The sequence below is a fragment of the Arthrobacter sp. FW306-1B-F12A genome (genome assembly GCF_058781865.1).
Genome location: NZ_JBYSXD010000007.1, coordinates 76,990 through 102,635, shown reverse-complemented (window position 1 = coordinate 102,635; position 25,646 = coordinate 76,990). Strand labels below are relative to the sequence as shown.

The following is a 25,646-nucleotide window of genomic DNA, read 5'->3' as shown; positions in this document are numbered from 1 at the left end:
CGAACGGGGACCAGATCCCGGTCTGCGCAGGGTGCTACCAGCGCCCTCAAGGGAATTGCGCAACTTGCGGCATGAGCGGTGCCCTCTTCGGCACCATGGAAAGGGTCCCGCTACTCTGTGGCCGGTGCTGGCACGGCATCACTGGTCAGTGTGCGTCGTGCGGCACGAACGGTGTTCTGGTGCAGAATGCAGGTGGACCACCGAGGTTGTGCTCTTCGTGTTGGCGCTCTCGGCCCTGTGGATACTGCGGCCAGGACCGCAGACCGCATGCCTTTGAGAACAGTCTCGAAGGACAGATCCGAATCTGCCAGAAATGCTATACCCGCCCCCGAGGGACATGTTCTCAATGCCGGTCCGAAGGAGCCCTTTACGGACAAATCCTCGGGGTGCCGCCTGTCTGCGGTTTCTGCTGGCACGCCGTCGAAGGCACATGCTCCTCGTGCGGAGTTCATGACTTCCTGGTCCCGACCGGCGACGACCTCCCCGGGAGCTGCTTTACTTGCCACCGCCGCCCGGGCCGCGCGTGCGGTAGCTGCCTCAGCGAGGGCCGCCGAATTAAGCGCATCCGGCAGGGAGAGGAGCCGGATCTTTGCGACCGGTGCTGGAGGGGGCCAATACAGACTTGCAGTATGTGCGGCCTACCCAGACGGTGTCCGACCGGCCAGAAGAGCGGCAATCCTGTCTGCGCGATCTGCGTTCCGCGGAGACCTCAGCCGTGCGGAGACTGCTCTCGAGAGGAGATGCCATACGCCGTCATCGGACGCGTGATCCTGTGCTGGCGCTGCCATCGCAACCGGAGCGCGCCAACAGAGAGCGCGTCAGCACTCGATGCGCATGGCGGTCCAGAACGGCGGGCCTACGATCTCCGCCGGCCCGCAGGGTGGAAACGGGACTACGGTTGCCACACCTGCGGGGCGACCTCGACCCGCTACCTTTACGGCCGTTGCGGTCCATGCGTCATCGGTGCCATATTTGATCATTTCACCCCGGATTCGGAAGCGGCCACGAAGCTCGATCCCCTGCGAGAGGCCCTCCTGATCGGACCACGTCCGTGGACCGTCGTCGACTGGCTCAAGAACAACCCCGAACTGCTGATCGGCATGGGCACCGGGACGATACCCATTGACCATGCGGCCTTGGACGCACTGCCCACCAGCCGCACCACCGAGACCATCCGGGGCAGGCTTGTCGCCACAGGCTGCCTCCCCAAACGCAACAACTACGCTGCCGCCTTCGAGAATTGGCTGCCGCCATTCCTCGCAAAGGTAGAGCCAGCTCCGCACCGACTTGTCCTCCAGGAGTACAGCATGTGGCGCTTGCTTCCTCGCATGCGACAGCCCAAAGACAGCCGACCGCAGACATACTCGACATTTCAGCTCGCTAAAAGCCGCGTCCGTGCAGCCCTTCGCTTCCTTGACTGGCTCACCACAGACGAACTCACCCTCCCAAACGCGTCCCAAGTACACGTTGACGAATTCCTTGCCACAAATCCACAACTTATCCCAACTCTCGAACCCTTCATCCTTTGGGCCTCCCAGAGCCGAAGGAGCCCCAAGCTCGAGTGCAAGTACAATCGAAACCGGCTCCCGAAGTCGGTCATGAACACCGAGCAACGTTGGGCCCTACTGGGCCGCTTCCTGCAGGACGAAACACTGGACCTTGCCGACAGGACCATGGGCGCCCTGGTCCTCACCTACGCCCTGCCGCTGACCACTGTCCTGAGCATTCGGGCCGAGGATCTGACCATCGACAACTCCAACCCCGAGCAAATGAACATCACCCTGCGCGTCCGCTCAGGTGAGCTGCAGATCGCGCCCGGTCTCGACAGGCTCCTGGCCAAGCAGCTGAGCAACAACGTTCCCCGCATTGGCCCTGCCATCGTGACAGGCACGTGGCTATTCCCCGGAGCCAAGGCAGGAGAGCCACTCAGCCAAGCACGTGCCGCCAAAAGACTACGGGAGCTTGGACTCCACCCCGGCCCAGGGAGATATCGGGCTCTCCTACACCTGGCCGCTCGAGTTGAAGCCCCTCTCCTCGCGCAGGCCCTGGGTATCAGCGCGGCAACGGCAGTCCGATGGGCCGAACTAGCGGGGCGTCCATACAGCGGCTACGTGTCCGCCATCAGCCGTTAGGCGGCAAGTCGCAGTCATAGAGGTCCGCTCGCGCCTCTCAGCGGCAGCCGCTTCCTTCCCAAGCGCTGCATCGGGCCGTCGGCTTAGGGCTTGGTGGTCGAATGGCAGCTACCGGACTTGCGGAGCTGAAGCGAGCTCCAAGGCCTGGCTTCCTGTAATGGTTCCTGCGAGAAAAGACATCCTTCGCGGGGGTGGTGCCCAAAGCCAGGGGATATCCGTGTGAGCATTACTCCATGACAGGAACAGTTGGGGAAACAGACGCTTGGCTGAGTGATGATCCGATCGATGCAGACAGCCCTGATCAGGACCTGCTAGGCAGAAACAGCTTCGCAGCGTCTTCCGTAGCTATGCTTAACCGCCTCAGAGCACAGAGTGATTCTTCAGTTGTGGCGTTGATCGGGCCATGGGGCGCAGGGAAATCCAGTGTCCTGAACATGATTCGAAGCGGACTGACCGAGGAGAACGATGGCGCGGGTGACAACTGGATCGCGGTCGACTTCAATCCCTGGAATTACCAGGACCTGCCGTCCCTTCAATCTGGGTTCTTCACTGAACTCCAGGCCGCCCTACCACCCGGATCTGCCTGGTCGAAGGCGCGTGATTCTCTCGCGAAAATAGGGCGGAGAGTGGCCCCGGTGGGGACCTTGGGCTCCCTAATCGGCCTTGACGCATCGAAGATCATCGAAACTGCGGCTAACTTGATCGCAGGAGACGAGAGTCTATCTGCTGCCCGCCGGGAGGCAGAGGAGGCTCTCCGAGTTGCCGGACGCCCCGTCCTCATGATCGTCGACGACCTGGACCGGCTGGCGCCGGAGGAACTCTTGCTCGTGTTCAAACTCATCCGTCTTACCGGACGGCTGCCTCACATTTACTACCTTGTCTCCTACGACGAAGACACTCTTCTCGACGCTCTAAGCCGTACCGGACTGGTCGGCAAAGAAGATGCTAGAAGAGCCGTCGACTACCTTGAAAAAATTGTCCAGGTTCGCCTCGATCTTCCGCCACTGCGGGAGCACCAAATATCTACTTGGGTCGACAGCGCGTTGAACGGGTTCGCAAAGCGGTTTCAAGTCAGCCTAGGTGCCGAGGACACCACCCGTTTCGGCCGCGCCTATCATGGCCACATTCGAGAGAGGCTCAACACTCCTCGATCCATCAAACGCTACTTCAGTCAGGTGGAAGCATTATTCGAGCCCGTGAAAAGCGAGGTAGACGCCGTCGACTTCCTGCTGATCACGTGGTTACGAACCGCCGAACCTCTCGTCTATGAACTCATCTCGGCCAGAAGGGCGGAGCTACTGGGAACTAGTTCGGCTTGGAATGTCCAGTCCATGCTTCAAAAAGAAGGGCCGGCACAAAAGAAGGAACTATGGCGCGAGCGGCTGGAAGCGGCCCGGGTGACTAAGGCGAACCTGGCTGGCGTCGCTGACGTTCTAAGCCAGCTTTTCCCACGGTTCGAGGACGCCTGGCAACAGATTACTCCGGACAGCCGATCACGTAGCGCAACTCCTGGGCGTGTGGCGCACCCTGACTACTTCGATCGTTTCTTCGCCTTCGGAGTTCCTCCTGAGGACATCCCGGACGCCGTGGTTGAACTAGCCTTCCACCAGATTGCTTCCCAATCTGAGGGTCCGGAGAGATGCCGCGTCGAGGCCGAGTTCGCTACGAAGACATCGATGATTGTCGGTAAGATCGAAAGCCTTGCCGACATTCATAAGGCAAATCTTCCATCGCTTCTTGGATGGTTCACACACAGATACCACGAATTGGACGATGAACTTTCGTTTATCACTCCCCGCCACCACGTTCGATGGGCAACGCAACGCATTTTTCTCAATCTAGAAAGTGCTGAGGCTCTGGCTGCAATCGAGGCAGCCTCGGAAGTGGACGAGGGCCTGTCCCTAGCGGCGAACTGGATGAACGCGGCATCCAAGGAAGAGCAATTCAATCAGACGGCAGCTTCGTCCCGGGCACCCGCCCGGGAACGGTTTGTCCAACTTATCAAAAAGGCCTTGGACGACCATCGCGATACGAGCCCATTGGAGATACCCGACCATATCTGGCATCTACTGTGGGAATGGCGCAGATTGGAGGAGGCAGAAGCTGGAAGGTGGCTCCGTTCAATCGTTGACGAGGGCACTTGGCCCGTCCTCGACGTCGTCGCCCGACTTGTCGGTGCGCAGGCTCCGTTGGGCGTGCCTAATCCTGTTTGGACCTTGGATGCCCTTGATGTTGAAGCAGTTGACGACCTGATTGGACTGGACTTCGCCTTCAACTCCCTAACTGCTGACTTAGATCGATGCGACGGGCCTCCCCCGGCGCCGCGCACGGTCATAGCGACACCAGAATCACGCCGAACCTTCGCATTAGCTGTCCTGCGGCAAGAGCGTGACCGGCGTGCGTTAGGTCCGTCAAACGGATGATCGATATGGCCAGCCTGCTTGACGAGCGGAATAGCGAAAGAGCAGGTCGGCCTCCGCTTCAAGCGTGATTGCAGTGTCACGTCTCTTGAACAAGGGGTATTCAGTCGCCAGCCCGCTTCGCTCGTACCCACAATTCGCTCGCCGGACTAAGGCTGGGAGCCCGCTTCAACTCCGGAGGGAGGAACAACAAGCCGGTAGTAGCCTTCAACTCAACCGGCGCAGAGTCTTTCTTCATTCAGCGGTCCCAAAGGCAGTAGCGATGGCCTCTATGTTCGCCGACGACCTCGTGGGCTTCGCCGTGCCTCAGTAACCGCGGATGGCGAGAGGCTCAATGCGCAGCGGCAGTCTGCCCGGCCATACAAGCACACCATTTCCTTCTCGGGAGTACTCCATGTCGAGGACATCCACCCTAGTAGTGGTTCCGTCACGGTGGGGCACCCGGTGGGTGCTTCGTTGGTGCCAGTGCCCGCAGAAAAGATGCGGCACGGCGAGCGTGTTGACAACCTCGCCGATGAGGAGGCGGGTTCTTTCCGCCTTTGAGCCCAGCTCGGCCCCGACTTCAAAATGGCTCTTAAGAGAGACTCCCGATGGTGCGTCGTGGGTGATGAGGATGTCCAATGGCCCGCCGGCTATGAGCGTTCTTGCTTCTTCCGGTGTGGGTTCCTCATCGGCCCACCAGTCTTTGCCTTCGGTCCGGTGCTCGTAGTCCACGCTGAAGGCCCCGCCTAGGGCGCCGACGACGAGGCCGTCGACCTGCGTGCGGCCACCCCGCGGCAACACGCGGATGTTGGAGCGCACGAACGCTGTCCCGTCCGCGTCGACGGGAAGTTCGTTAAGGGTCTTCCAGTTGTCGTGGTTCCCCCCGGAAACAACAAGGTTGGCCCCGAGGCCGACAAGGTATCTGTTCAGATTGTCCTCGTAGCGTCCGCGCTTCCGCCCGGGCCAGTCCAAGCCGAAGTCGCCGACGTGGAACATCGTGATTGCACCTTCGCGGGCCGCGGACCGGATTGCGGTCAGCGCCCACCCCGCGTTCCCGTGCCAGTCACCGAAAATTGCGATCGGTCTTGGATCCAACATTTAACCAGCATACGGACGCCGGTCTGGATTGCCTCAGGTGTGGCTAGGACAGCGCCTCTCAGGCATTGGGTTGCTTGGGGTCGCGGCGCCACGTTTAAGCCGGACAGGAGAATGGCGAAACCCAAGCGGCCCGATGTTCAACCGATGCGGTGGAAAGAACGTCTGGGTTGCATGGACGACGATGCCCCGGGGGGGCGATCTTCCTTGGGCTCGCGAGGAAACCGATGGGGCGACCCGGTGGGGGTTCTGCGACCACGGCATCATGACGGGCAGCGAATCGCAACTGATCACAGGACTCCGGGCTCGTCACGGAAATACGTGAAGAAGCTCGTCCCGGATGCTTGCGGGAAGGGCCGAGAAAGCCCGCCGCTGGCTGACAACCTGTGCGGTGCTCATCTCGGCCCTGATGCCCTTAGTGGTCAGAATTATTGACCACTACTGGCGTTAGTGACGCTCCACATCCGAAGGGTCGATTGGTTAGGAGGCCGGTCGGCCCTTCTACATCACATACTAAACGGCGTGCAGCTCCCGGCCAAGAGCAGGCGTGAGTTGAAGACCCAGGAAAACCCGAGTCGGCACGTCATCGTTGCCGCGGGATGAACCCCACGCCCAGACGAGCAAAAGGCTCGACGGGCCGCGTTACATGCTCTCCAGATCCCGGACATGGACCCAAATGCCCAGGCGGGAGAACTCAGCCGGGGTGCCGGACTTGATTCTGGCCAGCCACCGCCCCGTGGCGTTCGGCAGGACAGTGACAACCCATTCCTCCGCCAAGGGTTTCGGTTGGGTCCAGGGAGGCTTAGAGATTCCGAGTCGATCGCATTCGCGGCCAATGACCGCGGCAAGCAGGGTGTCCCACCGCAGGGATCCGGTGGAGCCCGGAGCTATCAGGAAATCCTCATGATTCGATGGTGACGTCTGACGGAAGTCGGCGATGGCGGTGACCATGGTCCGGAAGGCGAAATCAACGTCGCCGTTCGCCAACTCGCGACTGATGATCTCGGCAGTCCTCCGCGAGCTCAGCCGGTGTTCGTCCGTCATGGCCATGATCACACGATAACCAAGACCGACCCCCGTCCGCAGTATGGAGTCCCCATTTGTAGCCGCTGCGGTTGCGGCGCGGGATTAGCCAGGACTCCGGCATCTTTACAGCATTTCGCCCGATGAGGTCTCGGATTCCGGTGCCGGAGGCGCGACCTGAATGTGCCGGAGGTCATCCGTCGTCTCGTCGGTGAGGTTCTTTACGTCGCGTTCATAGTCCGCGTCGACGGTGGCCCGGATGCGATGCACGTTGTCCCTGGTCAGGAATGGCTTTTCCTCCACTGATCTTCCCTCCCTTCATCGGAATATGCCTCGTCTAATGATCCGAAGCTGCCCAGGGGCAAATGGTGGGGACCATCACTGTTGGTGAGATGGTCCAGGGGCCCGCGGGCCTGGACGGAATGTCGCGAATCCCTGAAGCCGCGGCAGCAAATATCCGGAGTCATTGGGACGAACATCCGGCCTGCCATTGCATGGTTATCCCGGCCGCCGGAGGTATCGACGACAGCGTCTTCCATGGCGACTAGCCTAGACCCGATCACTGGTGGGTTGCTTCCGGGCTCCCGCGGTCCGGCTTTGTTCCACCGAACGCCATCGCAGCTGATAGGTCAATTGTGCAAAGGTGCTTTGCACAATTGGCGACCGCTGTCGGGGTTCTCAGTGATGACATTGGTGTGTGGAGTTTTCCAATCAGCGAAGGCTGCCCTGCGGATGCCGTCCCTCGGGGGCGGGATGGCTACGACACTTCCACCGACCAACTGCTTCTCCACACGATCCAGCGCGAGGAAGCTTTCGGGGCCTTCCGTTCAACCTGTGTACCTGTGCCCGAACGTTCCCTGATCGACCATCTGCGCACCGACGCCTTTGACCGGATGCTCCGGCAGATGGCGACAAAGCTCACCACGGTAGGTGCCGAGGCCGTATGGCTCTGGCACGGATCACGCGTAAGGATCTCGTGGACAGCTTCAGACACTCCATCGGGCAGTACACCGCGGAGTATCGTGGTGCGCATGGAAGCCGTGACGAGGGAAATAAGCACCCGCGGGCTTCGAAGCCACCTGGCCGACGTGGTGGGACGGGTCAGCTACGGAGGTGAGCGAATCGGCGTGACCCGCAACGGCCGTTTGGTCGCCGTCGTGATCAGCGTCGGCGATGCCGAGGCGCTGGAGACGTACGAGACCGCCCAGGACACCGCCGCAGCCAAGGCTTGGGTTGAGGCCGGTCGGCCCTCGCGCCCGGCCGGTGAGCTAAGGAAGGAGCTTGGCATTTGAGCCAGCGAGCCTTCACACCGTACCGGGCGCTGACACCGCCAACGTCATTGAGGCAATGGCCGCATCGGGCAGACCGTCCAGGCCCGGAGTGAACGGCTGGCAGCGTTCATCCGGTGCGGCAATTTCAGCCGCCGCTGCCCTCACTTTGATGGGCGGATCCACTCCTGTCGCTGTTGGACCTTTTATACGCCTTTATACCTTTCATACCTTTTATATTCTTTATACTTCCGGGGCCCTTGACGGCGAGTGAAAGCAAGCCTCATGGACGATCGCCCGGGCGGAAACGATCCCGGGCCAATCGACAGGTGCGCCGCTAGGGGTTGCGCCGGTAACGCTTCTTTACGCCACGAGCCTGAGTGGTCGTTCGCCCAGCTGGACGGCGATTTCCTGCCCCCAGGATGCAGTGAGGCGGTCTTCTTCCATGCCGTCTCCGAAGACCACGAGTTGGTCGGAGGCCACGGTGATCCGCAAGGTCTCGCCCGCCTCCAGGGCACCTTCGGTCAGGGAGACTCCCGTGATCGGGGAGGGCCAGGCTTCGCGGACGAACCACGCGAGCCGGGGATCCGCCGGGGCGGGCAAGGTGCGTCCTCCGCGTTCGAGGGCGATGGACGCGCACCAGCCCGTGGCGCCCGTTCCGGTGGAGACGATCAGCCCGGAGGAGGACTGGCGTTCTGTCTGGCCGTCCGGGGTCGTGAGCCGGTACCGGGCCGATTGGTGCGAGGCGTGGCCGATGAAGATCTCGTTGAGTCCGGAGAGTTCCTGGCCGTCGTCGAGCCGTGCCGTCACGGTGGACAGTTCCTGGCAGGGCAGTTGCTTCACGGGGCCGGCCGGGGCGGCGTCCTGTATCAGTTTCGCTGCTGCGTCGGGGGTGTGCCGGACCAGGACACCCGGGATGATCCCCGGCTCCGGGTTGATTCCGATCACCGGCTGGCCGTTGAGGTATTTGGCCGTGTTGGCCACGAGCCCGTCCTGGCCGACGACGGCGATGATGTCCTCGGCGGTGAACAGGAAGCGGCTGAGGTCCGCCCGTTCAACGTCGGCGTGTCGCCATTCGGCGGGGACCGCGGTGCGGGTGGTTGCCAGGGCCGTAGTGGACCGGTCGTGGTGGTATTGGACTTCCTGGATGGTGCGGCCTCTGGTGCGGAGGAAGAATTCGGCTTGACCGCGGGTGGCGTGCCGGTCCAGGAGTTCCTGCAGTTCGGTGCGCCGGTGGACGATGACGAGGCGGGGGTTGGCCACGGCGGGAGCCTACTTCCCGGCCCGGCCGGTGGTGCCGGCCGCCGTCCCGGCCGCGGCGGGGACAGCGCTGCTTGCCGGGCTCTGGATTAGTCCGGCGAGGGCGCCGCTGAGCAGGTCGGGGGTGATGGTGAGGTTGCCGATGTTGGGCAGGGATCCGGCTGCCTCGCGCAGGGCCAGCGCGAGCAGGGTGGCTTGTTCCATGCCCCGGTAGACCTCCATGGTGGCTGCCTCGCGTGCGGCGTTTGCCTCGCCCACGAGGCGGATCTGGTTGGCTTCGGCGGAGGCGTTGATGCCTTGGCGTTCAGCGGAGGCCTGGGCCTGGATGAGGCTTGCGGCGGCCTTTTCCTCGGCTTCCCGCCGTGCGTTGGCGCCTTCCTGGGCGACGAGGTGTTCCCGGCGGGTGGCGAGTTCGATCTGGCTGGCCATTTCGTTTTCGGAGATGGTCCGTTCGCGCTCGACGGCGACGGCCCGGCGTTCGTACACGGCCCGGTCTGCTTCGGCCTGGAGCTGTTCGCGGACCGGCGTCTGGAGGGCCCGTTCGACGTCGGACTCCGGCCGGACCGCCAGGACCTGCACGCCGAGGATCTCGATGCCGGTGGACGCCAGCCGGGCGTCCACCCGGAGGGCGTCGGTCAGGACGGTGCGGAGCTGGCTGACGCCGCGCTCGAGAGCCTGGGCGAGGGTGGTGGTGGCGATCTGGTCGATGGCGTGGCTCTGGCACAACTGGCCGATGATCGTGGCGACCTGCTCCTTTCCGGTCGCCTGCACCGTGCCAGCTGAGGGGTCGGCGGGTTGGACGGCGAAGTCGAGCCGGGTGGACACGGCGACGGGGTCGATGAAGCGGTAGGTCACGTTGGCCTGGACGCTCACATCCTGGTGGTCGCGGGTGATGGCGTGGAAGAGCGTGGGCAGTTCCTGATCATCGACGGGAATCTCGCTGAGCACAGAGTTCACCGGCCGGTACCAGAACGCCTGGCCCACCCCCTGGTGCCTGACGGCGCCTTTTTGCAGGTGCACGACGTAGCCGGTGGGGCTGCCCAGGAAGTGGCTGATCCAGGGGTAGCGCGTGATGCTGGCCATGGGACTCTCCTAACCATTCAAAATGTTATCGTCAGTCTGACGATAACAAGACGATAGGCTCGCCTCCGAGTTATTGTCAAGGTGACGATAACTACCTAGGATGGGGTCATGCCTAAGTCCTACCCGGCGCCCGCCCGCTTCCCGGTGACCGTCGACGTCATCGCCCTTACCGTCTCCGAGGACGTCCTGAAGGTGCTGCTGATCACCCGTCTCATCAAGCCCTTCCGTGGCGCACTCGCCCTGCCGGGCGGGTTCGTGCTGGCCGGAGAGGACCTGCTGACGGCGGCGGGACGTGAACTGGCGGAGGAAACCGGTGTCGAGCAGATCCCGGGCCATCTAGAGCAACTGGGGAGTTATGGTCCGCAGGGGCGGGACCCGCGCGGGGACGTGCTCACCGTGGCGCACCTGCTCCTCGCACCCAACTTCCCCGTTTTGTCCGCCGGGAGCGACGCCGAACACGCCGCCTGGTACCCTGTGAGCCAGGTTCTGGATGGTGAATTTCAGCTCGCTTTCGACCACGAGCGCATCCTTGCCGACGCCCTGGAACGGGCGAAATCAAAGCTCGAGTACTCGCCCCTCGGGGCGGCGTTCTGTGGCGAGGAATTCACCATCGCCCAGCTCCGCGCCGTGTATGAAGCCGTATGGGGGACGCGCCTGGACCCCCGGAACTTCCACCGCAAAGCCACCGGAACCCCAGGTTTCCTCGAAAATACCGGAAGGATGACGACGGGCGATGCAAGCCGTCCGGCGACGCTCTACCGGGTGGCACCCGCAGCGCGTCCTTCGGTGGGTCAGCCAGTACGGGCCGTGCTCAATCCGCCACTAATGCGGCCTCCGGGTGACGCCGAGTTCAGTCTTCCTTGAACACTATCGAGCATTGTCGGCGGCAAGCCCAATGTGTCAGGACCGGAAGCTTCCCGTCACTAGAGCCTCGATGGCTTGACGACCTAAAACTAGCGTCGGGCACTTCAGGCTGGACGGAGCAATGGGAAATCAGCGTCTCGGCAACATCTCCAACACGGCCGAACAAACCGCCGATCCACGACCCCGATGAAGAGGGCCTTGGCGAAAAAGACCCAGAGGAAAGCCCGGACGGATTGATTTCCGGACGTGCTTACGCAAAAGGGCTGGAAGGACCCCTGCCAAAAAGGAGAGAGACGAGCCCTGGCGATCTCCCCTTTTCGAGATCGAGGCGTACTTCGGCTCGGGACGGCCCAAGGCGATCCCCCGCAGCAGCGCAGGTATGAATTGCCGCCGCGGATTCGTCTGGTCACGTCAGTCTACGGGCGCCGAAAAAGTCCTCTGCTATGACGTCGCCGTTGCGAAATGCGTGGGGAGATCGCCCAAGCCGGGCTCAGGGCGGAGGAAGCCTTGAGCGCAGGGATCCCGGAATGGCCGGCGGATTTGGGGACAAGGCCACGGACGGGCGGCCTTGGAACGTCGGGGGGACGAAGCGTCCATTGTGGCCAGCCGACCCGGACGGGTTGCGCCAAATGCAAGAACTCGCAGTGGCTGACTCCTGCCCGACAATCGGCGGGGACCTGACTAGTCCATGAATACGACGCCGTGTCTCTCAAGTCACGCCTGTGTGAAATGGCCACGAGGTCCTGCAGAGTCGCGTCAGTCGAGCAGGATGTGCGCGGATGGTACCGACTTCCTCGGCTTGAGGTAAGTTCCATTCAAGCGTTGTAGTTTCCGGGGCGTGCATCACCCGGGTGCCAGACCACGGGCGATGCACGTCTCAGAAGGCCACGGACAGTCCGCGGTTGACCGCTGTTGTCAGCGGGCTGCGGTGCCCTCTGTGTAGTCGTCGTCGCTTTGGACCCAGGAGAACAGCCTGCGGAGCTCGCGGCCGGTGGCCTCGATCGGGTGTGACTCGGCTTTCTTGCGCAGAGCTTCGAACTCCGGGGCGCCGGCGTCCTGGTCGTCGATGAAGCGCGTAGCGAATACGCCGTTCTTGATGTCGGCGAGAACGGCCTTCATGTTTTCCTTGACGTTCGGTGTGATGATGCGGGGGCCGGAGAGATAGTCGCCGTACTCGGCGGTGTCGGACACGCTCCAGCGCTGTTTCGCGATGCCGCCTTCGACCATCAGGTCAACGATCAGCTTGAGCTCGTGCAAGACCTCGAAGTAGGCGATTTCCGGCTTGTACCCGGCCTCGGTCAGGGTCTCGAAGCCATATTGGATCAGTTGGGCGGTTCCGCCGCAAAGTACTACTTGCTCGCCGAAGAGATCCGTTTCGGTCTCTTCGGCGAACGTGGTCTCAATGACTCCCGCGCGGGTGCCGCCGATTGCTTTGGCGTATGAAAGGGCCAGGTCACGGGCGTTGCCGGAGGCGTTTTGCTCGACTGCGATCAGGTCGGGCACACCGCGGCCCGCTTCGAATTCGCGGCGCACGATGTGTCCCGGGCCTTTTGGGGCGACCAGGGCGACGTCGACGTCGGATGGCGGCTGGATGTAGCCGTAGCGGATGTTGAAGCCATGAGCGAAGAACAGGGCATCGCCGGCCTTCAGGTTCGGAGCAATGTCATCTGCGTAGACGAAGCGTTGGACCTGGTCGGGGACGAGGATCATGATGACGTCCGCCTCGGCAGCGGCGTCGGCCACGGTGAGGACCCTCAGTCCTTCCGCTTCAGCCTTGGATTTGGATTTGGAGCTTTCTTTGAGGCCGACGCGGACGTCCACACCGGAGTCGCGAAGGTTCAAGGCGTGGGCGTGGCCTTGGGAACCGTAGCCGATGACGGCCACCTTGCGGCCGTGGATGATCGAGAGGTCGGTGTCCTCGTCGTAGAACAATTTGCTCATGGTCGGCTTCCTACTGTGATTGTGGTCGGGGCGGGTCTGGCCGCTGGCGGGTATGGAGTCGGAGTGACCGGATCCTTCGTGGCTGAGGTGTTTCGGTCGTATTCGCGTACGTAGTCGACGCAGAAACCGATGACGCGTTGTACCCAGATTTTGCCCATGTCCGTTGATGATTCGCTGAAGTCTCCGGTGACTCCGGTTGGGCAGATTTCGGAGAAGTCCCAGAAGATTTCTCCGGGCAGGTCGTTCGGGGGGATGAGGGCCTGGGTGTAGCTGGATGGTTGCCACCCTCCGAGCTTTGTCAGTGCGGGCGTGGGGAGGCGGTCGAGTCTGACTTCGTCGGGGAAGAGCTCCATCATGGCCGACATTTCCGGTTCTGCGCCGTGTCCGTAGACCTTGTCCGGGTTCTTGTAGGCGTCCCTCATGAGGGAATAGCCGAGACCCCACGGGTAGAGCCTTCCGACAGGCGTACCGAACCGGTCCCGGAGAATGTATGCCGCCTCCGCGGTGGCCCCGAGATTTCCGCCGTTGCCGTCCACCAACACGAGTCGTTTGAATCCGTGGCGGGCGAGTTCGGACCCGATGGAAACAACCACATCCGTCAACAATCCTTGAGGAAGGCTGATGGTGCCTGCGTAGCCTCGCAGGTTGTGTGAGTGGCCGTAGGGAATGGTCGGGGCAACAACGGCTCCTGTTGCGGAGGAGATTTGCCGTGCGACATAGTCGGCGATGAGAGCGTCTTCGTCCAACGGGAGGTGCGGACCGTGCTGTTCAATGGCTCCGATTGGCAGCAGGACCACAGGGTTTTCCTTGGCTGCTTCAGCTGCTTCGGTCCAGCTCATTGCCCCGAGCAGGCGAGGTCCATCCGGGCCGGGGCGTTCCGTGACCAGGCGGGAAGGCGATGGAGTCATTTGCCGTGCCCTTCCAGGAAGAAGCGGCGGTGTTCGAGGACGGGAACCACTCTTCGTACTTCCGCGAGCCGTTCTGCCGACAACAGGTGGGTAGCCAGTCCGGGCTGCGGTCCGGCGTCGGCCTTGACGACGCCGGCGGGGTCCACGATGACCGACCGGCCTACGCAGACGGGGCCGGTTTGTCCGGCAGCGGCTACGTAGACGGTGTTTTCGATTGCCCGCGCCCGGAGGAGGGTTGACCAGTGTTCTTCCTTCAGCGGCCCGGCAACCCAGGCCGCGGGTATCACGATCACTTCCGTACCGACGTCGACGAGCCTGCGGGCGGACTCAGGGAACCTGAGGTCGTAGCAGGTCATGAGCCCGAAGGTTGTGCCACCGATGGAGAAAGTGGTTGGTCCGTCCAGTTCCCCGGCCTGCACTGAATCGGACTCCCGGTAGCCGAAGGCGTCGTAGAGGTGGATCTTGCGGTAGGTACCCTGCAGCGCCCCGTCCGGATTCACTACCAGGACGGTGTTGTGGACCTTGCGTGTGGCGTGGATGCTTTCGGTCATGCCGGCGACCACCCACAGACGGTTGGTCCGGGCGGCCGCCTGAAGGAAGCGGGTGAATTCGCCGTCGAGGTCTTCGGAGAACGGGTAGAGATCCACTGAGGAATCGGGGTGGCTGTACATGGCGTTTTCCGGCAGGACAACGAGGTCGGATCCTTCGGACGCTGCTTCGGCGATGAGGGCCGCGATGTTTTTGCGGTTCTGGGCTTTGTCGGTGCCGGCGCTGAATTGCGCGACTGCTACTTTCGGGGACATGTTCATTCTTTCGGAAGAGGGGTTCGCTAGCGCAGGACTCGACGAAGGCCAACGAGCCGTTCCACTACGATCACGATGACGATGCTCAAGACGATCAGCATGGTCGAGACGGCGGCGAGGAGTGGGTCGGTCCTGGTTTGTACGTAGTCGAACATTGCGATGGGCAGCGTCTTGACCCTGCTGGACACCAGGAACAGGCTCACGACGGCCTCATCGAAGGTGAGCAGGAAGGCCAGGACAAATCCCGACAACACTCCGGGGAGTATCAGGGGCAGTGTCACCGTGCGAAAGACGACGGCGGGCGACGCTCCCAGCGTTTGGGCTGCTTCTTCGCACCGTGCGTCCATCGTCGTCAGGCTCAGCAAGGTAGTCCGGATAACGTAAGGGATGACCAGGCCTGCGTTGGCAAGAATCAGGCCCTGGTACGTTCCCTTGAGCCCCAGCGGACTGAAGACGAGCAACAGGCCGAGCCCGACGACGATCGCGGGGACGAGCAGTGGTGCCAGGAAGATGCTTTCAACCGCCTGGCGTCCGCGGAACTTGCCGCGTGACAGGGCCACCGCGGCCGGTATGGAAACCGCGGCCGAAAGGACGGATGAGCCCGTGGCGACCAAAACGCTGACTTGCAGGGCACTTGCGAAGCCTCCGCCGTTGGCGAACAGGGCCTGGTACCACTTCAGGCTCCATCTGCTGGGCGGAAATTGAAGGAAATCGTCGGCGGAGAACGAAATGATGACCGTGATGATGATGGGGGCCAGCAGAAACAGGAACAGCAGTGTGACACCGAGGCGGACAGGCCACCGGCCAAGGACACTTGTTGTCATGAGGAACGGCTCCAATCCAAGCGGTTCATGATGCGCTGGTAGCCCACCAGCACGCCGGCAAAGAGGGTCATGAGAATAAAGGAAATAGCGGCAGCCAGCGGCCAGTTCAATGAGTTCACAGCCTGATCGAAGATCTCGGTGGCCATGGTAAAGACCCTTCCCCCACCCACGAGCGCCGGGGTGACGAAGGAGCTGATAGTCAGGACGAAGACCAGCAGGCATCCCGTAAGGATCCCGGGCAAGGTGAGGGGCAGGACCACGCGGAAGAAGGTGCGGACAGGACTTCCTCCCAATGTCGCCGATGCCTCCATTGCGGTGTCGTTGAGCCTGGAAGAACCCGTGACAACGCTGAGGATCATGTAGGGCATGAGGATCTCAACCAGGGCGATGATGACACCTACCTCGTTGTTCGCGAGCTTGATTGGTTCGGAGATAACGCCGGTCCCCAAAAGTACTTCGTTGACGATGCCTTGGTCCCCGAGAATGGCCATCCAGCCGAAGGTACGGACCACTGCGCTGGTCAGAAGCGGAGCCAGGGCGAGCACCAGAAGGGCGCTCTTCCACCGGGATTGTGTGCGGAGAAGAAAGAGCGCAAGCGGGAATCCAAGGATGAAAGCCCCGGCCGTCACCGCGACACCAAGGTACAGGGTTCGTCCGATGAGGCCCAGGTTGAACGTGCTGTTGAAGAATCCGGCGTAGGAATCAAACGCGAAGCCGTCATGAATGATGCCCCCGGCCTCGGACTGATTGAAGGACATTCTCAGCAGCCAAGCGAGCGGGACCCCGAAGATGACACCGATGAGAAGCAGGCCGGGAGCGAGCTTCAAGGTTGTTGACCAGATTGGGGCCAGCCCGCGGGAGGCCCTACCCGGAGCGGCCACGACGGGCCGGTTCAGTTCCTTAGTAGACATGGTCTGCAGCCACTCCGAGGTGCGGGGACAGGACCCGGTTGGCGATCGTCACATCCGGGAGGGGAGTTCCTTCGTCCAGCTTGCGGATGAGGATGTTCTCTTTGGCATCGGATTCGAGCGCCTCGTCGATGATGATTTCGGCGTCCGATGCCGGGAGTGCGAGCACTCCGTTGTCGTCCGCGAGGATGATGTCGCCGGCGCAGACTGCCACGCCGCCGATGCTGACCGGGACGTTGACCCCGCCCTGGTTCACGCCAATAAGCTTTGTCGTGAGCACGCTTGTTCCCCGTGCGAAGACTGGGAGTCCGATACGGGCGACTTCGTTGAGATCAGTCATAACACCGTCAATAACGATGGCGGACCCTCCCGCGACTTTGACCGCATGGGCGACGACCTCCCCGACCGGCGCGTGCCTGCGGTCACCGCCTGTGGAAACGACCAGTACGTCGCCCGGTTCAAGGAGGGCTACTGCCCTGTGCATGAGGGACGAATCCAGCCCGGGGATCTGGACAGTTACTGCCCGTCCCAGAATCTTGCTGCCGGGAAGGTGCGACCGGATTTCGGGTTCCACGAAACCGCGTTCGTGGAAATGGCCAAGGGTCGGGTAACTGACTCGCGCCAATTTTGACTTCAGCTCCGGGGTGATCTGTGCGCCATTCGGGCGTTCGATGATTGGCATGGGGAATTCCTCGTTCTGTTCTCGGGGCCGTTGTCAGGCGGCGATGAAGTGGACGTTGTCGGTGGCTGCCGTCACTGCAGCCACCGAACCGACTGCGAGGGTCGGCGAACCGTCTGCCCGCATCTGAACCTTCAGGAGGTTTTGTCCGGTCTGGATTTCGTACTGGATGGTGTCGCCGAAATAGGTTGCCGAACGCACATCTCCCCTGATGCCGTCAGGAGAATCCGAGGCGCTGCGTGCCTTCAGCTGGTGCGGCCGGATCATCGCCGTGGAAGTGCCGGCGGGCTCTCCGGAGATACGGGGGACGCTGAGGTGGCCCGCTCCGGGCACCTCGATCAGATGCCGCCCGGCACTACTGGATACGCGGACTCTGTCGATCAGATTGGCTTGGCCCACGAACTCGGCGACGAAACGCGTGGCGGGGCGTTCAAAGATGTCGCTCGGCGTGCCGAACTGCTCTAGAACACCCTCGGACATGACGGCGATCTTGTCCGCCATGGTCAGCGCCTCGTCCTGGTCGTGGGTCACGAAAACCGAGGTGATGCCCATCTTGCGTTGAATGCTCCGGATCTCTGTGCGCATGGCGTCCCGGAGCTTGGCGTCAAGGTTGGACAAGGGCTCATCCATCAGGAAAAGCTGGGGATTTACGACAATTGCCCGGGCCAGCGCGACGCGCTGTTGCTGGCCGCCGGACAGCGCGGTCACCCTCCTGTCGGCCAGGTGACCCAACCTGACCAGGTCGAGCACGTTCTGCACTCGAAGCGCGATTTCCGTTTTCGGAACGTGTCGCATCTTCAGCCCGTAGGCCACGTTCGACTTCACGTCCAGGTGAGGAAACAGCGCGTAGTTTTGAAAGACCATGCCGATGGAGCGCTTGTGCACCGGCGTCTTGGTGATGTCTTTGCCCTGTACGTGAATGGAACCCGAGGTCGGCTCAATAAGCCCGGCAATCATGCGCAGGGTTGTTGTCTTGCCGCATCCGGACGGTCCAAGGAGAGCGAGGAAATCGCCCTCATCGACTTTGAGCGACACGCGGTCGACGGCGGCCACGGGGGTGTTCCTGTACTTCTTTGTCAGGGCACTGATGCTCAGGTAGCCCGCCCGGGTGTCAGGGTTTTCAGAAGTCATTACTTTGCCGCCACAACTTCGGTCTTGAGCCGGGTGGCCCAGGAATCGCGCTGCTTGACCACGACATCCCAGTCAAGAGGAATGACACGGGAGGATTTGGCGGGGTCAGCGGCCGGAATCTTCGCAAGGAGGTCGGCCGGGAGCTGGACCTTCGTGTTGGTCGGAGCATAGGCCATGAGTTTGGCGAAGCTGCCCTGAGCTTCGGTGCCAAGAGCGTAGTTGATGAAGGCAGCCGCGGCCTTGGGGTTAGGCGACCCTTTCACCTGGTTGAGGGTGTTGACCTGCAGGACGGTCCCTTCCTTGGGCAGGACAGCTTTCATGGCACCGTTGGATTGGTCGGCGAAGAGCTGCGATCGGGCATTCCAGCCCACCCCGTAGGACGCGCTCCCGTTCTGCACCATGGTGTACGGGTCAGGCTGCGGATTCCACGTCTCCACGCGGGACGAAAGTTTGGCCAGCTTGGCAATTCCCTGATCGACCGACTTCTTGTAGTCGCCGCCCTCCATCTGGGTGGTGATGACGGTGAGCCCCACCGTGCTGGTCAAATCAGGCGGTCCGATGATGGCGGTCTTGCCGTTGGCCGCCGGGTCTTCCCAGAGGGCGTTCCACGACTCGGGTGCGCTCTTCACGGCCTTGGTGTTATACATCAGCGCGACGCTGTCGAACGTGACGCCAGCGCCGAAGTCTCCATTGATGCGGGCCTTCGGATCGAGGTCTTTCAGGTTGGGAACGGCTGCGGGGTCCAGCGCCTGGAAGATCCCTTCGGCGTTGGCCGTGCGCGCGACCGCCAGATCCAAAAGCGATACATCGACGCTGGGATTGTTCTTATCGGCCCGAAGGGCCGCGAGTGATTCGGCGCTGGTGCGGGCCTGGACAAAGGAGATCTTCAGATTCGGGTGAAGCTTCTCAAATGGCTCCACGACGGACTTGACGTAGTTGTCCTGGAACACACCCGGATAGACGCTGAACACCAGCTCACCGGAAACATCGTCTCCGTTCGCCGGCTGGGTGGATGCAGATCCGCCGCAGGCCGTGAGAGCCAGGGCTGGCAGTGCGAGCAAGGCGGCGCCCTTGAAGAGACGCCATCTGGGTGAAGTCAATTTGTGCTCCTGTGGGTAAAAGTTGGGTTGACTGAAACTGCCCGAATTCGTGGAGTTTTGTGGAATTTATTGTCTAACTGTGGACACCTGCGTGTCAAGGGTTACATCCTTGTGTGACTTCGGCCATGCTCCAACGGATGCCCGTCACTGCCTCAAAGCGGCGGTCACTTCGCACTCACACCACGGAAATCAGGCGGTGACAAGGCGACGGCTTCATCTACGGATCCTGCACAGAGAGCCGGCATTCCCCATCGCCGCATTGCCGATTCCGACGCAAAAAGCGCCCATAATCCACACGAATCGGTCATTACTAGTCAAATCTGGGCGTTTCGGGCTTGCGGGACACACTTGCTGTGGACATACTGATTGACATGAACCCACGGAAACCCTCGGAAACGGGCAACAATGCTAGTTGCTGAAAGACATCGTCGGATCGTGTACAAGCTCCATGGCACCGGAGTAGTCAGCACAGAGGATCTGGCCCAGTCATTGTCTGTCTCCAACGAGACGATTCGACGGGATCTTGCCGTATTGGAAAAGCGTGGCCTGCTATCGCGCGTCCACGGGGGTGCGACATCTCCTCTTCCTCTGCCGCCTGGGGAGGAGCCACCATTTGCTGAACGCGCCAACGTGGCAAGCGAGGCGAAGGAAAGAATCGGCAAAGCCGCTGCCTTGCTGCTTGAGCCGGGGCAGTTCGTAGTCCTGGACGTCGGAACAACCGCGCTCAGCGTGGCGAGGGCAATTCCCAGCGATTTTCGCGGCACAGTAGCGACCAATTCACTCCTGGTGGCCATTGAACTATCGAACCATCCAAACTTGGTGGTCCACGTGGCCGGGGGCCGGCTGCGGGGCGGAGATATGGCGCTCTCCAACTCCAATGCCCAAAACTTTTTCAGAGACCTGCACCCGGACATCGCTTTCCTTGGATCCGGTGGAATCGACGCAGAGGCTGGACTAACCGACTACTACCTTGAAGAAGCAGCTGCCCGGAAAGTCATCATTCAAAATTCCGCTGTTTCGTATGTCTTGGCGGACTCATCAAAATTTGGACGGGTAGCACGTCACCGCGTCGCGGGACTCCAGGAGCTCACCGGGCTAATCACCGACTCCGAACCACCGGCCACTATCCGTGAAGCACTCGAAAAGAGCGGCGGCGTAACGATCATCGCGTAACTCTCTACACCCGACGTGCACGCGCTCCTTCTTCGCCGCGTCCCACCGCATGTCTTTGATCTGCACCGAGACCCCGAATATCTTGCGCAGCCGGTCGAGATGCTTCGCGATCGCCAGGGCATCGTCGCGGTCCAGCACCCCGTCGTCGTACCACGCCATGATGGCCGGGTCCCCGGCCACCAGGTGCGGATCATGGTGGGAGTTCTTCGTCTTGTTGGCATCCGACGATGCCAGGTAAACCATGAGCCACCCATGCGCGAACCGCGGGTGATGTTCGGAATCATCGGGTACATCAGCCCGTCAATCGCGTCATCGATCCGCATGGCCACGGAACGCAGGTGCTTCAGCGCTTCGCGGGCTCGGCCGGGAACTCGCTCGTGGCGTTAGCCTGCCGTGCAAGCTGGTTGATGTTGTTCGAGGAACGGGCCAACAAATCGTGAAGGGACATCAGTTCCGCAGCAATCGCACGGCGTTCCGTCGGCGAATCAGAATGCACCGACGGAACGCCGAAGAAACCGGGACCATCTCCCGCTCAGCCATGGCCACCATCGCCGCTTCCTCCTCAACGGTGACCCACACGTCACGGCGCTTCTTCGTCCCCGCCGGGGTGTTCTCACGGCGCCGCCGCGAGAGCCCGAAAGCCCGCCCCAATATTGACGGTCGTCAGACAATAGCCACTGCTCCGCCCCTGGACAATCAAGGGGCGCGATCTCCGACTGCGGAGTTGCACTAGCGGGTCACACACTGGACTTACACGCCGCCGGCGGCGCCAAACGCAGGCGAAGAAGCGCGACGGCGGAAATGAGGAACCACGCGATATTCGTGACCACAGAGGGCCATGCTTCGTGGAACGCGCCGTTGACAATGAAGGCGCAAGCGCCGAGTAGATTTGCCGTCTGGAAGCGTCTGCCGGCCTTCAACCAACCCATGGAAACGGTCAGGTGTGCACTGAGTATTGCAGCCGCTCCTGCCCAGCCGGCGACTTCCCACAGCAGTTCCACGGTGTCCTTTCAGAAGTGATCCCCAGCTGTTAGCGCTCGGAAGTATTGTCAAACTTGGATGGGTACAAAATGAACACAACGTTCGTTCACGCGGCCCGCCATGTCTCTCTTCGACATCCACGCCACGGTCCCGTATCCCGGCGCCTCGGGTGGATGCCCAACTGTTCCCCACCCCGCCTGAACAACCCGACCGAGTGAGAATCGGGCCCCTGGATTTCGGATCAAGAACCGCCGCAACTCCCAAGTGGTCAACTGCTGGGCCGTCTCACCAATCCACTGCGATGTACTTGGCCTCGGTGAACTCCAGCATGCCGTGGTGGGCGCCTTCGCGCCCCAGGCCCGATTGTTTGACGCCACCAAACGGTGCGGCCGGGTCGGATACCAGGCCGCGGTTGACGGCGACCATACCGCTTTCAAGTTTCTCGGCTACCCGCAGCCCGTTGGCTAGATCACCGCTGTACACGTAGGCGCTCAGCCCGTACTCTGTATCGTTGGCCGCGGCGATCGCGTCAGCGGTGTCCTCGAACGGGATCAGGGCGGCCACCGGCCCGAAGATCTCTTCGCTGACCAGCCGGGACTCGCGCGGAACGTTGGCGAGAACCGTTGGCAGGCAGTAGGAGCCGGCGCGTTCAGGAGCAGAGCCGCCGACCAGCAGCTGCGCGCCACGGTCGCACGCGTCGTCGATGAGGTCGATGACCTTGTTGACGCTCGGATGGTCCACGAGCGGGCCGCACTGGGTCTGGTCGTCGGTACCCGGCCCCACCACCAGGCTGGCGAACCGGTCTGCGATCATTCTGGCGAACCGGTCGTGCAACGACGAGTGCACGTAAATGCGGTTGGCTGCAGTGCAGGCCTGGCCGCCGTTGCGCATCTTGGCCACCATCACGCCCTCAAGTGCCTTGTCCAGATCGGCGTCGGCCAACACAATGAATGGCGCGTTGCCACCCAGCTCCATCGAGCATTTGATCACCTGGTCGGCGGCCTCGTGCAGCAACACCCTCCCGACCTCGGTAGATCCGGTGAAGGACAACTTGCGCACCCGAGGATCGTGCAGCAGTTTGTTGACCACCAGCGAGGTGCTGCTCGTAGTGATGACATTGACCACGCCGCCGGGTACCCCGGCTTCGGCCAGGATCTCGGCGATCGCATAGGCGGTCAGCGGGGTCGCGGTAGCCGGTTTGAGTACCGTCGTGCACCCGGCGGCCAGGGCGGGGGCGATCTTGCGGGTGGCCATGGCGGCTGGGAAGTTCCAGGGCGTCACCAGCAGGCATACACCGATCGGTTGGTGCTGCACAATGATCCGATTCGCTCCGGCGGGAGCCAGTGAAACCTCTCCGAGAATCCGAACCGCTTCCTCGGAATACCAGCGGAAGAACTCGGCCGCATAGCCGATCTCGCTACGGGCGTCGGCTATCGACTTGCCGTTCTCCAACGAGATCAGATACGCGAGTTCCTCAGCGCGCTCGGTCATCAGCTCGAACGCACGACGCAGGATCTCGGCGCGCTGCCGCGGCGGCACCGCCGACCAGGATTCCAGTACGCCCGCGGCGGCATCTACGGCGGAGGCGGCGTCCTCGGGAGACGCATCGGCAACGGTGGTGATCACCGTGTCGTCGGACGGATTGACCACGTCGATGCGCTTGGCCCGGCCGCCGGGCAGCCAGGAGCCACCGATGAAGAGGTCGTTGTGGTAAAGGGTTTCGGTGATGGCCAAAGGTTCTCCTAGTTCTTGTCGGGCCTGGAATCAGGCATCGTGCGGTCGCCCCGGAAAGCGTTCGTCATGATGGTGAGCATCGCGGCCTGATCGAGCTGTCGGGGGTTGTTGTCGACCAGCCGTTTGGCCAATAGCCCCTGCTCGGCGATCGCCGGCAGGTCTCCTTCCTTCACGCCAAGCTCGGCGATCGTCGGCACCGCGAGCCCATCGACGATGGCGTCTAGCGCTTCGATCGCCGACACGGCGTCAGTCCAGTAGTCAACACCGGAGGCAACGCCGAGCGAGGCGCCGATGGCGGCGAATTCACTGACCCGGGCCGGAAGGTTGTAGCGGGTCACGTACGGCAGCAGCGCGCCCACGCCGAATCCGTGTGGTGTGTGAGTGGCGGCCCCGATCGGGTACTGCAGGGCGTGTGCCGCCGACGTCCCACCAGTGCCTATCGCCACACCGCCGAGGAAGGACGCGAGCATCACGTCGCGGCGTGCATCGCCGTTCGACGGCTCCAGCTGGGCGGTCAACAGACTTCGCCCCATCAGCGAAAGCCCTTCCAAGGCAGCGGAATCGCTAAACATCGATTTCCCGATGAAGACCCGTTCCGAGCTAAGCTCTGCGGTCGGCGTGCGTCTCACAGCGGTGTACGACTCGACCAGGTGCACGACGGCATCGATTCCGGATGCGGCGGTGAGCGCCGCTGGGCACGAGTACGTTAGCTCGGGATCGCAAATAGCTGCTTGCGGCACAAGATGCGGGCTCGAGATGCCGACCTTCATGGCTCGATTCGGATCGGCGATGACGGCCACAGGCGTGGCCTCCGAACCCGTGCCCGCGGTCGTCGGGACGGCGATGACCGGCAGTATGGGACCAGGCACGGCGTTTTCTCCGTAGTAGTCGGAAGGCTGGCCGCCGTGGGACAGCAGTAGTGCCACGACCTTCGCCATGTCGATGCAGCTGCCGCCACCGAACCCGATCACCGCGTCGATCGGAGTATGGGCCAGACCAGCGACGCATTCGACCACCCCCGGCAGCGGAAGCTCGGGTTCCGTCCGGTCGAAAACGTGCACGGATACGCCAGCGGCGTTGAGGCTGACGGTAAGTTCGGCGAGTTCGGGCGATGTCCCAAGCCGGGCGTCCGTGCAGATCAGCGCATTGCGCCCGTAACCGGCCGTGATGGAGCCGAGCGCTCGGCGCTGGCCGGCACCGAACAAGACGGTTCGCGGTAGGCGCAACAGTCCGCAGGACGTTCCGGACGTATCGGGGCCGATACCCGCTCCGTGTGGAGAGTCTATGGTCGCGGTGAAGTTCATGTGGTGCCTTTCGTGTCAAAAGTTCAGCGGCAGCGTGCAGATCTCATCCCAGAGGGCACCGGGCAGCGCGATGCCCTCTGTAGCGGCGCGGTCGCGGCGGACATCCGAGGAATCCCCGGGAGCCCGAACGGGGTTAGCCGGATCGACCGGCGGCGATGTGCGCACGGCAGCCAGGTATTCAGAAACCGCATCCCCGAAACCGGCTTCGGCCACGATAAACACATCACCCTTATTGGACGGGTGGATCGAGTCGAGCGTGCCGACGACGTCGCGACCCAGTGCAGCCCCGGTGAGTGCAGTGACCAGCACCTCAAATGCAAGCCCTAAGCCATAGCCTTTGGCGCCGCCGAACGGGGCGATCGATCCACGCTTGGCGCGCTCGGCGTCGACGGTTTCCTCACCGTCCTCGTCGAGGGCCCAACCCGGTTCCAGCTGCGCTTTGCGGTTGGCGTGGTCGTGGATCTTGCCCATCGACACCAGTGAGGTGGCCATGTCGAACACCAGGGCCCGCGGTTGCGCCGGCACTCCGATCGCAATCGGGTTGGACCCGACCATTGCGATCCGCCCGCCGTAGGGGTGCATAAGCGCCTCGCTGGTGGTCATCGCGATACACACCTGGCCACGGTCCGCAATTTTTCGGGCATACCACGCCAGCATGCCCAGATGGTTGCACGAATGCACAGCAGCCGCCGCCACGCCCGCACTGTTCGAGCAACGCTCCGAAATTACTTCCAGGGCATGGACTCCCACCACGGGGCCGAGACCGTTCTGGCCGTCGACTGACGCCAGCGCATCCCCGCGCCAATTAATCCGTCCGGTGGCAACCGGGTCAGCGACCCGGTTGCGGATCCGGTCGATTACCCTCGGCAGGCGCAAGAGACCGTGGGACGGCAGCCCTCGGGCCTCCGCGTCGATGAGCAGATCGGCCTGCAGGTGTGCGTTCTCCGCGGGAACCCCCACCGCAAGCAGCGCCTGTACCGCGGCCTGCATCGCGTCGTCGAGACTGACCCGTACAGATTCAATTGCAATCAAG

The 25,646-nt window shown here is 62.4% G+C and carries 22 protein-coding genes and 2 pseudogenes; 5 read left to right on the top strand and 19 right to left on the bottom strand.

What is annotated here, in order from left to right; translation table 11 throughout:
* The first annotated feature begins 740 nt into the window (after window positions 1-740).
* Entirely contained in the window at window positions 741-2,132 is a 1,392-nt protein-coding gene (locus AC3WJU_RS05925; protein ID WP_492259396.1) for a hypothetical protein, read from the top strand.
* A gap of 233 nt (window positions 2,133-2,365) precedes the next feature.
* Window positions 2,366-4,555: a KAP family P-loop NTPase fold protein gene (locus AC3WJU_RS05920; protein ID WP_492259395.1), complete on the top strand. Its 2,190-nt coding sequence runs from the start codon at window positions 2,366-2,368 to the stop codon at window positions 4,553-4,555.
* A 303-nt stretch (window positions 4,556-4,858) separates the two neighbouring features.
* Here the strand turns inward: AC3WJU_RS05920 and AC3WJU_RS05915 are convergent, their stop codons facing one another.
* The 3 genes from AC3WJU_RS05915 to AC3WJU_RS05905 form a co-directional block, all read right to left on the bottom strand.
* Complete coding sequence (locus AC3WJU_RS05915; protein WP_492259394.1) at window positions 4,859-5,632, bottom strand: metallophosphoesterase family protein; 774 nt, start codon at window positions 5,630-5,632, stop codon at window positions 4,859-4,861.
* Between the two features lie 639 nt (window positions 5,633-6,271).
* Window positions 6,272-6,679: a hypothetical protein gene (locus AC3WJU_RS05910; protein ID WP_492259393.1), complete on the bottom strand. Its 408-nt coding sequence runs from the start codon at window positions 6,677-6,679 to the stop codon at window positions 6,272-6,274.
* A 99-nt stretch (window positions 6,680-6,778) separates the two neighbouring features.
* Window positions 6,779-6,955, bottom strand: coding sequence for a hypothetical protein (locus AC3WJU_RS05905; protein ID WP_492259392.1), 177 nt, complete (start codon window positions 6,953-6,955; stop codon window positions 6,779-6,781).
* Between the two features lie 539 nt (window positions 6,956-7,494).
* Between AC3WJU_RS05905 and AC3WJU_RS05900 the strand changes: the two genes are divergently transcribed.
* Window positions 7,495-7,944, top strand: coding sequence for a type II toxin-antitoxin system Phd/YefM family antitoxin (locus AC3WJU_RS05900; protein ID WP_492259391.1), 450 nt, complete (start codon window positions 7,495-7,497; stop codon window positions 7,942-7,944).
* A gap of 339 nt (window positions 7,945-8,283) precedes the next feature.
* Here AC3WJU_RS05900 and AC3WJU_RS05895 read toward each other — a convergent pair whose 3' ends face one another.
* Both AC3WJU_RS05895 and AC3WJU_RS05890 read right to left on the bottom strand, forming a co-directional pair.
* A complete protein-coding gene (locus AC3WJU_RS05895) occupies window positions 8,284-9,183 on the bottom strand; it encodes a diacylglycerol kinase catalytic domain-containing protein (protein ID WP_492259390.1) in 900 nt (299 codons plus the stop codon).
* A gap of 9 nt (window positions 9,184-9,192) precedes the next feature.
* Window positions 9,193-10,263 carry an SPFH domain-containing protein gene (locus AC3WJU_RS05890; RefSeq protein ID WP_492259389.1) on the bottom strand — a complete coding sequence of 357 codons (1,071 nt, stop codon included), beginning with the start codon at window positions 10,261-10,263 and terminating at the stop codon, window positions 9,193-9,195.
* Between the two features lie 108 nt (window positions 10,264-10,371).
* Here AC3WJU_RS05890 and AC3WJU_RS05885 point away from each other — a divergent pair, with 108 nt between their 5' ends.
* Window positions 10,372-11,127 (top strand): NUDIX hydrolase, encoded by a 756-nt coding sequence (locus AC3WJU_RS05885; protein WP_492259388.1) that lies wholly within the window; start codon window positions 10,372-10,374, stop codon window positions 11,125-11,127.
* Between the two features lie 915 nt (window positions 11,128-12,042).
* On the opposite strand, the gene ilvC is transcribed toward AC3WJU_RS05885, so the two are convergent.
* Genes ilvC through AC3WJU_RS05845 form a run of 8 tightly spaced genes read right to left on the bottom strand, consistent with a single transcriptional unit; the run spans window position 12,043 to window position 19,421 of the window.
* Window positions 12,043-13,068, bottom strand: coding sequence for a ketol-acid reductoisomerase (gene ilvC, locus AC3WJU_RS05880; protein ID WP_492259387.1), 1,026 nt, complete (start codon window positions 13,066-13,068; stop codon window positions 12,043-12,045).
* Window positions 13,065-13,976 (bottom strand): creatininase family protein, encoded by a 912-nt coding sequence (locus AC3WJU_RS05875; RefSeq protein ID WP_492259386.1) that lies wholly within the window; start codon window positions 13,974-13,976, stop codon window positions 13,065-13,067. The genes ilvC and AC3WJU_RS05875 overlap by 4 nt, the downstream gene beginning before the upstream one ends.
* Window positions 13,973-14,779, bottom strand: a complete 807-nt coding sequence (locus tag AC3WJU_RS05870) for a carbon-nitrogen hydrolase family protein (protein WP_492259385.1) — start codon at window positions 14,777-14,779, stop codon at window positions 13,973-13,975. The genes AC3WJU_RS05875 and AC3WJU_RS05870 overlap by 4 nt, the downstream gene beginning before the upstream one ends.
* Window positions 14,780-14,805: 26 nt before the next feature.
* A complete protein-coding gene (locus AC3WJU_RS05865; RefSeq protein WP_492259384.1) occupies window positions 14,806-15,603 on the bottom strand; it encodes an ABC transporter permease in 798 nt (265 codons plus the stop codon).
* Window positions 15,600-16,514, bottom strand: a complete 915-nt coding sequence (locus AC3WJU_RS05860; RefSeq protein ID WP_492259383.1) for an ABC transporter permease — start codon at window positions 16,512-16,514, stop codon at window positions 15,600-15,602. Before AC3WJU_RS05860 ends, AC3WJU_RS05865 begins: the two co-directional genes overlap by 4 nt.
* Window positions 16,504-17,193, bottom strand: a complete 690-nt coding sequence (locus tag AC3WJU_RS05855; RefSeq protein ID WP_306961655.1) for an RraA family protein — start codon at window positions 17,191-17,193, stop codon at window positions 16,504-16,506. The genes AC3WJU_RS05860 and AC3WJU_RS05855 overlap by 11 nt, the downstream gene beginning before the upstream one ends.
* A gap of 33 nt (window positions 17,194-17,226) precedes the next feature.
* Window positions 17,227-18,321, bottom strand: coding sequence for an ABC transporter ATP-binding protein (locus AC3WJU_RS05850; protein WP_492259382.1), 1,095 nt, complete (start codon window positions 18,319-18,321; stop codon window positions 17,227-17,229).
* Window positions 18,321-19,421, bottom strand: coding sequence for an ABC transporter substrate-binding protein (locus AC3WJU_RS05845; protein ID WP_492259381.1), 1,101 nt, complete (start codon window positions 19,419-19,421; stop codon window positions 18,321-18,323). Before AC3WJU_RS05845 ends, AC3WJU_RS05850 begins: the two co-directional genes overlap by 1 nt.
* A 405-nt stretch (window positions 19,422-19,826) precedes the next feature.
* On the opposite strand from AC3WJU_RS05845, the gene AC3WJU_RS05840 reads away from it, so the two are divergent.
* A complete protein-coding gene (locus AC3WJU_RS05840) occupies window positions 19,827-20,594 on the top strand; it encodes a DeoR/GlpR family DNA-binding transcription regulator (protein ID WP_492259380.1) in 768 nt (255 codons plus the stop codon).
* Here AC3WJU_RS05840 and AC3WJU_RS05835 read toward each other — a convergent pair.
* The 6 genes and pseudogenes from AC3WJU_RS05835 to AC3WJU_RS05810 form a co-directional block, all read right to left on the bottom strand.
* Window positions 20,595-20,878 (bottom strand): annotated as a pseudogene (locus AC3WJU_RS05835) (relaxase/mobilization nuclease domain-containing protein); the annotation flags it as partial.
* 59 nt (window positions 20,879-20,937) lie between these two features.
* Window positions 20,938-21,042, bottom strand: a complete 105-nt coding sequence (mobC, locus tag AC3WJU_RS05830; RefSeq protein ID WP_461835480.1) for a plasmid mobilization relaxosome protein MobC — start codon at window positions 21,040-21,042, stop codon at window positions 20,938-20,940.
* 325 nt (window positions 21,043-21,367) lie between these two features.
* Window positions 21,368-21,595: pseudogene (locus tag AC3WJU_RS05825) on the bottom strand (CBU_0592 family membrane protein); the annotation flags it as partial.
* A 265-nt stretch (window positions 21,596-21,860) separates the two neighbouring features.
* Window positions 21,861-23,309 carry an NAD-dependent succinate-semialdehyde dehydrogenase gene (locus AC3WJU_RS05820; RefSeq protein WP_461835479.1) on the bottom strand — a complete coding sequence of 483 codons (1,449 nt, stop codon included), beginning with the start codon at window positions 23,307-23,309 and terminating at the stop codon, window positions 21,861-21,863.
* 8 nt (window positions 23,310-23,317) lie between these two features.
* Window positions 23,318-24,613, bottom strand: a complete 1,296-nt coding sequence (locus tag AC3WJU_RS05815) for an iron-containing alcohol dehydrogenase (protein WP_461835478.1) — start codon at window positions 24,611-24,613, stop codon at window positions 23,318-23,320.
* A gap of 15 nt (window positions 24,614-24,628) precedes the next feature.
* Window positions 24,629-25,645, bottom strand: a complete 1,017-nt coding sequence (locus tag AC3WJU_RS05810) for an Ldh family oxidoreductase (protein ID WP_461835477.1) — start codon at window positions 25,643-25,645, stop codon at window positions 24,629-24,631.
* Window position 25,646 lies beyond the last annotated feature (1 nt).